General features: G+C 33.1%; 10 protein-coding genes and 1 pseudogene. 5 read left to right on the top strand and 6 right to left on the bottom strand.

The annotated features are described in order from the left end of the window. Positions 1-61 precede the first annotated feature (61 nt). The 3 genes from Q3V31_RS29595 to Q3V31_RS29585 form a co-directional block, all read right to left on the bottom strand. On the bottom strand, positions 62-1,087 hold the full coding sequence (locus Q3V31_RS29595) for a WXG100 family type VII secretion target (protein WP_329767638.1): 1,026 nt from the start codon (positions 1,085-1,087) through the stop codon (positions 62-64). 187 nt (positions 1,088-1,274) lie between these two features. Next, a complete protein-coding gene (locus tag Q3V31_RS29590) occupies positions 1,275-1,487 on the bottom strand; it encodes a DUF3006 domain-containing protein (RefSeq protein WP_000820161.1) in 213 nt (70 codons plus the stop codon). 2 nt (positions 1,488-1,489) lie between these two features. Further along, positions 1,490-2,875: an S-layer homology domain-containing protein gene (locus Q3V31_RS29585; RefSeq protein WP_016130710.1), complete on the bottom strand. Its 1,386-nt coding sequence runs from the start codon at positions 2,873-2,875 to the stop codon at positions 1,490-1,492. Between the two features lie 215 nt (positions 2,876-3,090). Here Q3V31_RS29585 and Q3V31_RS29580 point away from each other — a divergent pair, with 215 nt between their 5' ends. Together Q3V31_RS29580 and Q3V31_RS29575 are read left to right on the top strand one after the other, a co-directional pair. After that, positions 3,091-3,786, top strand: coding sequence for an IS6 family transposase (locus Q3V31_RS29580; protein WP_329767637.1), 696 nt, complete (start codon positions 3,091-3,093; stop codon positions 3,784-3,786). A gap of 221 nt (positions 3,787-4,007) precedes the next feature. Further along, entirely contained in the window at positions 4,008-4,640 is a 633-nt protein-coding gene (locus Q3V31_RS29575; RefSeq protein WP_000143834.1) for a hypothetical protein, read from the top strand. A gap of 429 nt (positions 4,641-5,069) precedes the next feature. Here the strand turns inward: Q3V31_RS29575 and Q3V31_RS29570 are convergent, their stop codons facing one another. Both Q3V31_RS29570 and Q3V31_RS29565 read right to left on the bottom strand, forming a co-directional pair. After that, the gene (locus Q3V31_RS29570; RefSeq protein ID WP_002193425.1) at positions 5,070-6,611 is read right to left on the bottom strand and encodes an S-layer homology domain-containing protein; all 1,542 of its coding nucleotides are present in this window, start codon (positions 6,609-6,611) and stop codon (positions 5,070-5,072) included. 621 nt (positions 6,612-7,232) lie between these two features. Continuing rightward, on the bottom strand, positions 7,233-7,877 hold the full coding sequence (locus Q3V31_RS29565; protein ID WP_098417721.1) for a hypothetical protein: 645 nt from the start codon (positions 7,875-7,877) through the stop codon (positions 7,233-7,235). Between the two features lie 601 nt (positions 7,878-8,478). On the opposite strand from Q3V31_RS29565, the gene tnpB reads away from it, so the two are divergent. From tnpB to Q3V31_RS29555, 3 genes and pseudogenes are all read left to right on the top strand, one after another. Next, a complete protein-coding gene (gene tnpB / locus Q3V31_RS29560) occupies positions 8,479-9,600 on the top strand; it encodes an IS200/IS605 family element RNA-guided endonuclease TnpB (protein WP_329767639.1) in 1,122 nt (373 codons plus the stop codon). 276 nt (positions 9,601-9,876) lie between these two features. After that, positions 9,877-10,060: pseudogene (locus Q3V31_RS31050) on the top strand (hypothetical protein). Positions 10,061-10,528: 468 nt separating this feature from the next. After that, positions 10,529-11,722: a DUF4046 domain-containing protein gene (locus Q3V31_RS29555; protein WP_098417699.1), complete on the top strand. Its 1,194-nt coding sequence runs from the start codon at positions 10,529-10,531 to the stop codon at positions 11,720-11,722. Between the two features lie 85 nt (positions 11,723-11,807). Here Q3V31_RS29555 and Q3V31_RS29550 read toward each other — a convergent pair whose 3' ends face one another. After that, positions 11,808-12,461, bottom strand: a complete 654-nt coding sequence (locus Q3V31_RS29550) for an IS6 family transposase (protein WP_257208561.1) — start codon at positions 12,459-12,461, stop codon at positions 11,808-11,810. Positions 12,462-13,045: the final 584 nt, after the last annotated feature.

Here is a 13,045-nt window from a genome sequence, read left to right as displayed (position 1 = left end):
GTTATCTGAGCTATTTTCAGATAATACTGCATCTACTTTTTCATACATTTATGTTCCTCCTCTATTTGGTAAATCCACCTGGTAATGGTGCATTAATTTGACCTGTTGGATATCCACTAACCACATTATCACCTATTTTTATTACATCAATTTCTACGCCGTCAATAATTTCCCTATGAAAAGTTGCTCCATCTCTTCCTCTAATACCTAACGGTGAAGAGTTACCTATATCAGTTATACTATCTAAAATCCTTGTATCACTCCAACTATCTGGAAATATTGTACTGTTTTTTATTTTAGCCAATTTCCCATCAGGGAATTGAGTCGTATATTTGATATCTTTCGTACCATTTGGATTGACCTTAATCGTCTCTGTAGCATAATTAGGATGACTATTTTTAATATTTGACGAATGTCCTCCAATAATTTCATTTTTATTAGGATTTTTTCTCTGTCCCAAAAGAATTTTCTCTTCCATTTCGGATGAAATAATTGACTTAGTCCCGCTGGCTTTCCCAACAGGTACTTTTTTAGCTGTATTTGCAGCCTCAGTAGGCTTAGCAGTCATTTTAACTCCTTTTCCTACTTTAGCTATCTTTCCAAAGGGTGTAAGGCCGGCTACAGCCATGACACCTGACCCAGCACGTTCCCACCCCGAAAGTTTTTCGCCAGTAGATGGATCAATACCATCCAAAACACGACGAACATCATATTCACCACTTATTTCACCAGCAATATCTCTAGCTAATTTTTTACCATCAAATCCATTCTCTTCAGAAGAAGGTTTACCACACATTGCACCTTCTTCCATTGTAACATCTTGATTATCTGTATTACGGAATTTTTCGGCAATTCGTTTCAAATCTTCTTCCACTTGTATAATTGAATTGATAGATGTAAAAGCTTTTGGTCTCGCATCATTGAACATTTGAATGCATTGTTGATTAGAGGCACCAATCCATTGAAAACACAAATGATCTATTTCATTACATAAATTATTATGTATAGATTCTAATGCGATTCTGGTATTACTTGCACGATTAGCAGCTTCTTCTAGCATTTCAGGTGTCACTTTGATTTGAACCATTTCTTTCCTCTCTTTTCCCAATTAAAATTATGAGATAAAAAGAAAAAAATGTAAATACAAAAATGTTAGACTAGCATAGTAATATTTATATAAAATAAAATTTGCTTAATTGTAAATAAAGCCTATGTATATGTGAAAGAAGAGCCATCCAACAGGATGACTCTTTTCATTTAACTATTTAATTTTGCTATTCAAATAGTTTATCCATTAAATCTTGGACTTCACGTCTTCTTTTGTCTGTTTCATTCTTATCAATTGTATACGTATCATCTTCAATAATAAGAACGTCACCTTCTTTTGCAGCAGAAGGAAGTTTTGATTTTGGTACATCGATTGTTGAGTTATTAATTTCAATAACTGCTAATTCTCCTTCAAAACGGTCAATAATACCTCTTTTCATAATTATCTCTCCGTTCTTACAGAAATGTTTGAACCATCGCTGTTAACAACTACAGTTCCATTTAAATCAGTTCTATACACCTTAACAGACATTGCAGATAACTTAGCTAAAGTTTCCTGTGTAGGATGTCCATATCGGTTACCTGCACCGGCACTGATTACAGCAATACTTGGTTTAACTGCATCCAAAAATGGCTGGGAAGAAGAAGTTTTACTTCCATGATGGCCAGGTTTTAATACATCAGATTTTAGGTTAGAACCATGCGCTGCAACCATATCTTTTTCACTTTTTGTCTCAGCGTCGCCAGTAAATAAGAATGATTTGCTGCCGTGCGTTACTTTTAACACAGCACTCCATTCGTTTAAGTCGTCACCATATTCTTTAACTGGAGCTAAGAATTGTGAGTTTAAACCATTGATTGGTAAAGTTACACCAGTTTTTGCTTCTTTAATTGTTAATCCTTTGTTAGCTACTGCAGTTAAAAAGTCTTTATATGTTTGTGTGGTATGGCTTACTTTAGGAGCGTAAACATTTTTTACATTCATAGAATTAAGGACCTCATCTAAGCCGCCTACATGATCGGCATCAGGGTGCGTAGCAATCATATAATCAATGGTTTGGAATCCTAGTCCCTTTAGATAATTTGCGACTACCTTACCTTTGCCGTTGTTACCTCCGTCAATAAGGATAGTTTCTCCACTTGGAGACTTTATAAACGTTGCATCACCCTGTCCTACATCAATATAATGAACTTCTAAGTTGCCTTTAGGTTGAGGAAGAGTTGGACGGAAGCTTGGTTCTAATACGCGAGCTAAGAATGCAGCGAATTGCTCACGAGTTACTTTTAAGTCTGGACCGAATGAACCATCAGGAAATCCAGCAGTAATATTATTTTGAGCTAAAGTTTTGATATATTGATAACCCCAATGACTAGCTGGAACATCAGGGAAGTTTACGTCAGTACCTGTAGGTTTTAAATTAAATGTTTTGACGAGTACGACAGCCATTTCTGCACGAGTTAACGAACGATCAGGGAAGTAGTTTTTTTCACGTTGTACAATGTTATAATGGGCTAACTTATGTACAGAATCATAGTAATAAATACCCTTGGTTACATCTGAAAAAATATGAGTATAGCTAGCTGGCTTTTCTAAATTTAACGATAAATCTAACATTAATGCCATTTGTCCACGAGTTACATTGTCACTAGGATTAAAATATCCCTCCGGGGTACCATTAATAATGCCTTTTTCCGCTAAGTAGTTAATTTCTTTATATGCCCAATGATTAGATGGGACATCAGGGAAAGATTTAGCACTTGCAAGATTAGGGATAAATAATGAAACAATCATTACAAATACCGCTAGTAATAAGCTAAACTTTTTCAAAAATATCGCCTCACTTTATATATTTTTTTAACCTATTTAACTTTAGCATTTCTTACAAATAATTCAAAGATTAATAGAGCATTATGTAATATTTATTTTATCATTTTAGCCAAGAAGACTCCTGGTTCTGGTGCAAAAACTTAAGGACAACTGCAATGAATCTATAAATCTTGGACATACTGTTACTATTACTTTAGAAAGGGTGCGTGATTGGTATGGAAAAGGAAAATGTATTCAAATGGAGGCATTATCAGCCTGATATTATTTTGTTAACGGTAAGATGGTACCTACGGTACACCCTCAGTTTTCGTGATTTGGTGGAAATGCTAGAAGAACGGGGTTTATCCATTTCTCATACAACGATTATGCGTTGGGTACATGAATTGGACAAACGAATCCGACGTCACCTCAAACAAACAAATGACTCTTGGAGAGTCGATGAAACATATATCAAAGTAAAAGGTCAATGGATGTACCTGTATCGTGCTGTTGATTCGAGAGGAAACACAATCGAGTTTTGCCTAGGCAAAACAAGAGACCAGAAGACTGCAAAGCACTTTTTCAAGAAAGCTTTGAGGTCTTTTCATGTTTCGCAGCCTCGTGTTATGACAGTCGATAAGAATCCAGCTTATCCTATAGCAATTGAACAGTTGAAAAAAGAGAAAAGCATACCTGATGGTATGCAACTTAGACAACAAAAATACTTGAATAACATAGTAGAACAAGATCATCGCTTTATAAAGAAGCGAATCTATTCTATGCTAGGGTTTAAATGTTTTGACACAGCTACATCCATTCTTTCTGGAGTAGAAGCTATGCATATGATTAAAAAAGAACAGATTGATTTACGGGACCAGTCTGTCCAAAACCAGAAAAAATTCATCCATCAATTGTTTGGACTGGTAGCATAAGATACGATTCCGTTAGGAATATATGCGCTTTATTCTCTTTTATTTTATTTTTGCACCAGAACCCTTTAACTGGAGTATTAGGAGTTAGACTGCTTTTTTAAAAGTCCTCATAAATTTCTGGAATTGAGGGTTACTATTAATCTATAATTTATTTAAAATAAAGGTAGTGAAGAATAACTACTCTTCACCTGAAATAAATATAAAGGAGAATTATAATAATAATGACTTTTCCCAATAATGTTAACGGTATGTGTGAGTATTCAATAATAGAAATTAGATGCTTACCCTATAATTCTGAAACAATAAAATTTCAAAACGACTTTGTTCTTATTTGTAGTACATATCTTAATAAAAATGATAAAGCACATGGTCATACTACATTTGAAATCCAATCTGTAAAAGAATTATCTTATAATAATTCACACGTTAAAGAAGCCAAAAAGTTTGCATTCAAAGGTGGTACTTTAAGGATTAATGATTTTGTAAACATAATTGAGGTGAAAACTGATTATGATACAAAGATTATAGCAAACCTTTCTTACCAATATTCTAAAGATCAAGAGATGGAATATATACAAAATAAAGACTTACTCCTATTTTCTACTTCAGTAGGAATCAAAGGTTCTTTTTCTAACGTCCCTTATCTTTATCTACCACCAGAATTTAAGACCTACATGGACTACTATGATGCTCATCAAGAATCTAAAATTCTCCATGATGCTTATTATACTTTGTGTCGAAGCACAAAAGAAGATAGTGAATTCATTGAACAATTTAAGGAACTACAAGATAAACAAAGTATTTTAGAAAAAGATTTATATGATCGTTATTTACAAAACACATATAAGGACTAAATGAATTTCGTAAACTATCTCCACTTCCAGCTTGTTTAGAAGTGATCGCTTCCTAAATTCACCTATCTTGCGTGTTTATTTCTATACAAGTACAAGAACTAATCATGGATTAGGCTATCTCGTTAGTTTATATAGTTCGATAAAACGTATGTTTTATTATGAAAAAATAGTAATTCATCTCCCACCTATTTGTTGGTGTCATGCACCTACATACAAATTAAAGAGAGAGAGGAATCACCTAAATTTAGTTAAAATGATTACATGCTGTAAATATACACATCAGATAAACAAATAAAATAAAAAAAAGAATCCCATATCATATATGTTTATGGGATTCTTTTTTTATCTAGTACTGGTCCATTGTTACACAGACCTCAATTTATCGTTTGTTCATTGTTTAATTTTATTAATAAACTACATAGATTCATATTAGCGTTTGATATCCGTTAATATTTTCTGATATCCCATTGCTTTCGGGCTACCGATTTGAATTTTATTTGTTAACTCATTATTATAGATTGTTGTTGCTTTCGCAAATTGATTACGATCCCATTGGTGATCTTTAGCAATTTGTTCATCAGATAAATTATAGTATGAATAAGTTACACGTCCTTCTACATCTGGAATTGGATCATCGAAGGTTGTATCAAGATGGTACCATTTCCCCTCAATTTTCACTAGATTCCAAGCATGAGGTTGTCCATTTCCAGTCCCTGTTACAATATGACCTTCTACTCCTGCCTCTTTTAACAATTGATAAGTTAATAATGCATATCCTTGACAAACAGCAGAACGGTTTGCTAAAGCTTCATATGCCGTATAAGCCTGGAAAGAAGTATCATACGAAACATGTTTTACGACATAATCATGAATTGCTTTTACTTTTTCATGTTCATCCATACCAGCTTTAACAATAGAAGTGATAACTGATTTTGCTTGTGTCTTTACATAGTTCATTTGCTCTTTTGATTCACGGTATGTAATTTTTAATGTAAATACATAATCTCCTGGAATACCACGAATAGAATATTGTGTATTTGCAACGTTATATTTCATGTATTCATTTGAATCAACTGTCTCATCATATGCTTTAACAAGCGTATCCATAACTTCTCTTATATTAGATTGTTTAGATTTATATGTTATAGTTATATCTTCTTCATGATTATTAATATAATTTTTCATGTCTTTTTTATAAGCTTCTAATAGTTGTACCTCAGTTTGTACACTCGTATCTTCTTTATTTGGCTTTGTCACATCAGGATTTTGTGTATTTAATTGTTCCCTATAATTTAATGCATTAAATAAAAACTGTGCATACTGTTCACGAGTTACAGTTTTATTTGGTTCAAAACCTCCATTACCTGTACCTGATGCAATTTTATTCGACTGTACGGCACTAATGGCGTCCTTCGCCCATGAATTATCTGGTACATCATTAAAAGTATGTTTACTTAACACAGGAACTTTAAAAGCAGTCTTGATGACCTGTGCCATTTCTGCACGACTTAATGATTCTTTTGGTCGAAATGCCCCATTTTGATCCCCTTTAAAGACTCCTATGTCTGTCAAAAATAGAATCTCTTCTAAGAACATTGTTGAGTTTTTATTAATGTCCTTATATGGATTTTTAAGCTGAGACCCATCTTGCATAATATAAAAAGAGTTGTCCTTATTAAGAGTGCCTCCTTTTTTAGCAGGAGCTAGCACACGATAAATTAAAGCTGCCACCTGTTCACGAGTAGCATTATCTCCCAGGCCAAACATTCCATTTCCATATCCTCCGATAATATTACGATTAGCTAAGCTCGTAATGGCATTATTTGCCCAATGGTTTTTGGGAACATCATTAAATACAACTGAATTTCCCCCTGATTGGACTTCAGCTTTTACGGGATCACTACTTGTTCCTAATAATGCACCTCCTACCATCGTTAATGATGTTATTGATTTTAATAGTTTTTTACTCATAAATTCTCTCCTAATAATATATTAAAGTAATTAACTTTACTTCACTAAGTTTATTAAACAAGTGGTATCTTTTAACTAAAATTTATAGATTTATGATACGAGAAAGCCCCTGCAGGACTTAAGTCCGCCTTTAAGCATGGGATGAAAGTATCGCTTTTGCGTAGCAAAACATGTCAAAATGGCCTCAAAGTCATGCAAAAGACTCTAAAACAATAATGTTCTCTAAAAAATGAATATTGTATGAGGTTGCACGAATCAATTTCACTTCGTGCGTAAAACAATACATGTCGTCAAGTACTAGACGCTAAAGCATAAGGAGAACCTATACGGTCTGTCATGGGAGTGGTGATAGCAAATCGCAATCTTGCACGTCAGCGATACCAGAAATGGACTTCGCCTTTGGTCTTCGGTAGCAAGAATCCCACTGACCTATGTCAGCTTGCCCCTTTAGGGGGGGAGTGTCAAAAATGTACTATGAAAGACTTTTAGACAGATACAGTCTAGGATACTACAAAATACATATATAGTTTTATGCATTTATGCATTTTCTTCATTTTTTTAAAGCAAAAGGCATATTTTGTATAATATTTAAAGGGTTTTTGATGTTTCTATGAAAATAAATCAAATTTTCTTATATTGATTCCGTAAAAAGCTATCATACAAGATAAGAGATTTATTCTTTTGTTTTTCTTTTAAAGTTTCAAATTGATTAACGAAAGATTCTGAATAATCATTTTCTTTTATGAAATGTTCTAATATTGAGTAAGCAGTGTGAAGAACTTCAGAATCGTGCTTAGCCTGATAATATTCTATATACTTCTTAAAATCCGGAGGAAGATATAAATAAGGAATATTAGACAATTGCCCCTTTGACCCTTCAGAAATGGAAAATAAGAGTAAATCTTGCTCTTGTATATATTCCCTCTCTTGATCGCTATGATATTGATAGGAAAGTCTCGCTATGAATTTCGTATCATAGTCTGATTCCGCTTGAGTAATTGTTACAAAATCATTTATTTTCAAAGACCCACCTTGGTATACAAACTTCTTAGCATTTTTTACATTTGGATTATTATAAGACAGTTCTTTTATAGATTGAATTTCAAATGTAGTATGACCATGTGCTTTATCATTTTTGTTAAGATAAGTACTACAAATAAGTACAAAATTATCATAAAAATCGGGTGCTGTAGAAATACAAGGTAAACATTGAATTTCTATAATTGAATACTCATAAGACATATTGATGTTACTTGGAAAAATCATTTTATAATTCTCCTTTAAATTTATTACCCATGCTATATAATCGATCTTCATGAAAAATAGAAAAGCCATTATCGAATTGATAAGGGCTTTTCACATACTTTTATATAGAATAAAAATCAGATGCCTATAGAAGTATAACACAAAATTCAATTAAAACAATGTGGCTCTGTTGCAAAGTTTGAAAAAACATAAACAGGTTGGTAAATGAGGAACAATGTTTCGGAAGAAGTTAGTTCCAAATTTGATAGATGAGATTTCCATATTCATGAACCGGTTCTGGTGCGCTTATATATTTTAAAAAGAAAAGACACCCTAAGGTGCCTTCCTCCGACTTGATAACCACTTTAATTTTAATAACATTGGACTCCCATCCAAATATTATTATACCATGTTAAGTTATTTTGTTCATTTATCATTTTAGCCAAGAAGACTCCTTCCTCAAGGAACGAGAAGTGAGTAGGTGGGAGATGAATTGTCTTCGGACAAGGGATGGCAGGAAGCCATCTTAATTGTTCGACATACATAAACTGTTACTTCACTACCTATCGAATGTATGTTTGTTGTATAATAGACACATATCGAAATGGGGGTGAAACGAATGATGATCATCAATAAAGCATATAAATTTCGTATCTATCCAAATAAAGCACAAGCGACCCTAATCAATAAAACGATTGGCTGTTCTCGTTTTGTATTTAATCATTTCCTATCTCTATGGGATAATGCATACAAAGAAACAGGAAAGGGTTTGACATATGGTACATGCTCTGCCAAACTTCCTGCCATGAAGAAAGAGTTTGTTTGGCTAAAAGAAGTGGATAGTATTGCGATTCAGTCGTCTGTTCGCAACCTTGCGGATGCTTATACACGCCTTTTCAAAAAACAAAACAATGCCCCTCGTTTCAAATCTAAGAAAAACAACGTGCAATCTTATACCACAAAACAAACAAATGAAAACATTGCCGTTGTAGGAAACAAAATAAAATTGCCAAAACTAGGTCTTGTTCGATTTGCCAAAAGTCGTGAAGTAAAAGGACGTATTTTAAATGCTACAGTTAGACGGAACCCTTCTGGCAGATACTTTGTGTCATTGTTAGTTGAAACAGAAGTGCAAGAACTTCCGAAAACAAATTCTTACATTGGAATGGATGTGGGACTAAAAGATTTCGCCATTTTGTCAGATGGAACAATCTATAAAAATCTGAAGTTTTTTCGATCATTAGAAGAGAAGTTGGCAAAAGCACAGCGTGTTCTTTCTAGAAGAATGAAAGGATCTTCTCGCTGGAATAAACAACGAGTAAAAGTAGCTAGAATTCATGAATACATGACGAATGCTAGGAAAGATTACCTGGACAAAACCTCGACTGAAATCATCAAAAACCACGATGTTATCGGTATAGAGGATTTGCAAGTATCTAATATGTTAAAGAATCATAAGTTAGCAAAAGCAATTAGTGAGGTATCATGGTCACAGTTTCGAACTATGTTGGAATATAAGGCAAAATGGTACGGCAAACAAGTCATTGTCGTATCGAAAACATTTGCTTCAAGCCAATTATGTTCTTGTTGTGGATATCAAAACAAAGACGTTAAAAATCTAAACCTACGTAAGTGGGACTGCCCTTCTTGTCGTACACACCATGATAGGGATATTAACGCAAGTATCAATCTAAAGAATGAAGCGATAAGGCTTCTAACCGCAAGGACTGTGGAGATAGCCTAATAAATTAGAGTTCGATAGAACTCTTTACTTAGGAATCCCCCACTTCTAAACGAAGTGAAAGTGGGGGTAGTTCAACCCTACTAATAAAAATCATAATATCTTTTTAAAGAAAGTTTAGATTTAAACCCCATATAGTGACCCCTATGAATACATAAAAAAAGAAGAGAATTTTAAAAATTCTCTTCTTTTTTTATGTATTCATTAGCTGTTTAGTATATCGAAAAATGATGTAGAATTTACCTATTCTATTATAACAGTATTAAGCATGATTTTAAGATGAAATATTGCATATTAAAATGTATTGATATTAATTAATACACTTAATATAATGAGAGTATAAGATTTACTACATCATAATATTAAGAAGGAGGAAATGATTATGGAAATCGCAATGGCAGTTTTAAAATTCATAGGTGGAGCAATTCCATTGGTTCAAGAACTTTTAAAAGCATTTATGTAAGTTTATTACTCCGCAATTATTTATAGGAATTATCAGATAAATGATCTGTATATCAAAGATAAATTGATGTACAAATCATTTGTCTGAAAAAACTTTAAACAAGAAATAGAATCCCAGAAATCATAAGGGATTCTTTTTCTGTGTGTGTAATTATGGCTGTACCCCATGCCCATCAACCTAACAGAACAGGTTGCCCCCAAAACGATAAAAATAAACTTCGTTTCTATAAAAAACACAGAATTTTCGTTAAAGGGGAACTTCAAAATGTTAACTTGATGGGTTGAGCCCCTTATTCCCCCTTATCTAGGGGGGATTAGTGTTCAATTATATATATTAATTATGAACAAAATTCACCTATTAGCACTTAAAATATAGGTGGATTATTGCTTAGAAATAAATTTGTAATTGCTGGTGATTTTTATCTCGTTTACTGTAAAAATCACTATAGAAAGAGAGAAAAGGGTTGTAATGGTAATAAAAATAGAAGAGATATACCAAGAGATATTGGACAGTAAAAGGAACAGATTTCCCAAAGGTACATGGAGTGATGATCAAGATAATAATCTAGCAAAACGTGTAATCAAGTATCTTATAGAAAAAGTTTTAAAGTGGGATAAAAAAACAACTCTTAAGAGTTGGAAATCCCAGTTAATTATTAAATATAAATTAGGTGGTTTACTTAGCGTTAAATATCATGATAGTCCATATGTAATGATAAATGATGTTTATCCGAATTGTTTTAAAGAATGGGAATTTCAAATGACACCTAGGAACTATTGGACAAAGGAAAAGGCATTGGAAGCGTTAAAATGGACGATAGAAAAAAAAGAAAGGTTAACAGATAATAAACTATTGGAGGTTTATAGCGTTCGGTGGTTATCTAATCATAATTTGAGTTCGCCTTGCCAAATTTTTTGGGGAGGTAGTCCTTACATAATGATAAATGAATTATATCCAGACCATTTTAAGGAATGGGAGTTTAAAAAAACTCCTAGTCGTTTATGGACAAGAAAAAAAGCGTTAGAAGCATTAAAATGGACGATAGAGGAAAGAAAACAAATGAATAATGAGGAGATAAGAAAAAAAATTAGTGTAATTTGGTTTTCAGAAATAGGCTTAAGGACCCCATTGGAGAGATATTGGAATGATAGTCCATTTAGTATGATAAATGAGTTATATCCTGGATGTTTTAAAGAGTGGGAATTCCAGAAAGCACCTAAAAACTACTGGACAAGAAAAAAAGCGTTGGAAGCATTAAAATGGACGATAGAGGAAAAAGAAAAGTTAACTAATGAAGAACTTACAAAGGTCTATAGTAGAAGATGGATGATTAATCAAAGGTTAATAACTCCATTAGAGAGATTTTGGAAAAATAGTCCATATGCCATGCTACACGAGTTGTATCCAGGGAGATTTAAAGAATGGGAATTAAACAGGGCCCCTCGTGGATTTTGGACAAAGGAGAAAGCATTGGAAGCATTGAAATGGACGATAGAGGAAAAAGAAAAATTAACTAATGAAGAACTAATAAGGGTGTATAGTAGAAGGTGGATAATTAATCAAGGGTTAAGAACCCCATTAGATAAATTTTGGAATAAGAACCCACATACTATGTTAAGTGAACTATATCCTAATTCATTTATAAAAAATATGAAAGTTTAACATAAATGAAACTAAATCTTTCTTTTACGGGCTCTGTTGCAAAGTTTTTATATAAACAAAAAAATTCTAATTTAGTAGGTAGAGTTTATGCAACTTTGAATAGTTTCTCTAATTCATTGTACGTTGAAAAAACGAAGTTTGGTTGTTGCAAACTTCGTTTTTGTTTATATAGGGCATGAATAGTTTCGATGCTTTTCAAGTTACGTGAAGCATGGCGAAGACTTTGAAATCCTGCGGATTTGGAAAAACGTCGCTTGATATGTCTATGATCCTGTTCGATGAGATTATTCAAATGCTTGATTGTGCAATGAATGGTATGCTTATAAAAGCCTTGCTCTCCCAATTTATTGAACGCGCAAAGTAACGCGGGAGTCTTGTCTGTTGTGAGAACCGTTGCTTCTCCTAATGTTTTTACTAGTCTTTTCATAAAGGCATAAGCCGCTTGATGATCTCGTTTTTTGCGAAGCTGAATATCCAATGTGTGTCCATCTTTATCAATTGCTCGATAGAGATAACACCATTCGCCTTTCACTTTGATATAGGTTTCATCCAGGTGCCAAGACAGCTGCACAGATTTGTTTTTCTTTTTCCAAATCTGATAAATGAGATTTCCATGTTCATGAACCCATCGCATGATAGTAGTGGGATGGACCGATACACCACGTTCTTTCAAAATTTCAGATACACCTCGATAACTTAAAGAAAAACGATAGTAGTAGCCGACGGCTACCAAAATAATATCTTGTTTGAACTATTTTCCTTTAAAATATCCCATTTATGATTCTCCTCATTCTGTTTTGCAAAAATTTAGCTTACTTTTAAAAACTTTGCAACAGAATCGAAGGGACAAAAAGGATAGAAAAGATAGGGATTTGCAAGGGATCGTCTGCAAAAGTTTATAAATTATAACATATATATATACCTATAGTAGTTACGAAAAAGTAACAAAAATGCTATTTCCAAAAAAATTGCTTGATATATATTTTGAGTTTTTGTTATTATAAGCTTATTTATTCTATATTTTTGCAAATGTACTAGAGGGAGTACCATCATGTATGGTATGGTTGAAATCGCAAAGGAGAACAATATAAGTCTCTATCATTCTCTTCGGTTTCTGATTGAAACGTTCCCATTACTAAGACAAAAGAAAAATCTATGTTGGGTTTTCTTTTGTCTTAGTAGTGGGAGGAGCCCTAGTGTTATGTTATAACACTGAAATATGTAGGAGAAACTATAGATTTTGGTTGATTATATGGAATGAAAAATTAAGTCGTTATTCTTGGGATTCAGACTACCATTATTCTCACTACTATTCTCACTATT

This window comes from Bacillus nitratireducens, assembly GCF_036320425.1.
In the GTDB taxonomy this organism is placed as follows: Bacteria; Bacillota; Bacilli; order Bacillales; family Bacillaceae_G; genus Bacillus_A; species Bacillus_A nitratireducens.
The sequence above is the reverse complement of the archived record's forward strand: the minus strand, read 5'-3'. Positions and strand labels throughout refer to the sequence as shown.

What these genes read in the sequence shown, in the direction of transcription:
- Q3V31_RS29595 (WP_329767638.1), bottom strand. Translation starts at nt 1,087, where the DNA reads ATGGTTCAAATCAAAGTGACACCTGAAATGCTAGAAGAAGCTGCTAAT.
- Q3V31_RS29590 (WP_000820161.1), bottom strand. Translation starts at nt 1,487, where the DNA reads ATGAAAAGAGGTATTATTGACCGTTTTGAAGGAGAATTAGCAGTTATT.
- Q3V31_RS29580 (WP_329767637.1), top strand. Translation starts at nt 3,091, where the DNA reads ATGGAAAAGGAAAATGTATTCAAATGGAGGCATTATCAGCCTGATATT.
- Q3V31_RS29575 (WP_000143834.1), top strand. Translation starts at nt 4,008, where the DNA reads ATGACTTTTCCCAATAATGTTAACGGTATGTGTGAGTATTCAATAATA.
- Q3V31_RS29570 (WP_002193425.1), bottom strand. Translation starts at nt 6,611, where the DNA reads ATGAGTAAAAAACTATTAAAATCAATAACATCATTAACGATGGTAGGA.
- Q3V31_RS29565 (WP_098417721.1), bottom strand. Translation starts at nt 7,877, where the DNA reads ATGATTTTTCCAAGTAACATCAATATGTCTTATGAGTATTCAATTATA.
- tnpB (WP_329767639.1), top strand. Translation starts at nt 8,479, where the DNA reads ATGATCATCAATAAAGCATATAAATTTCGTATCTATCCAAATAAAGCA.
- Q3V31_RS29555 (WP_098417699.1), top strand. Translation starts at nt 10,529, where the DNA reads ATGGTAATAAAAATAGAAGAGATATACCAAGAGATATTGGACAGTAAA.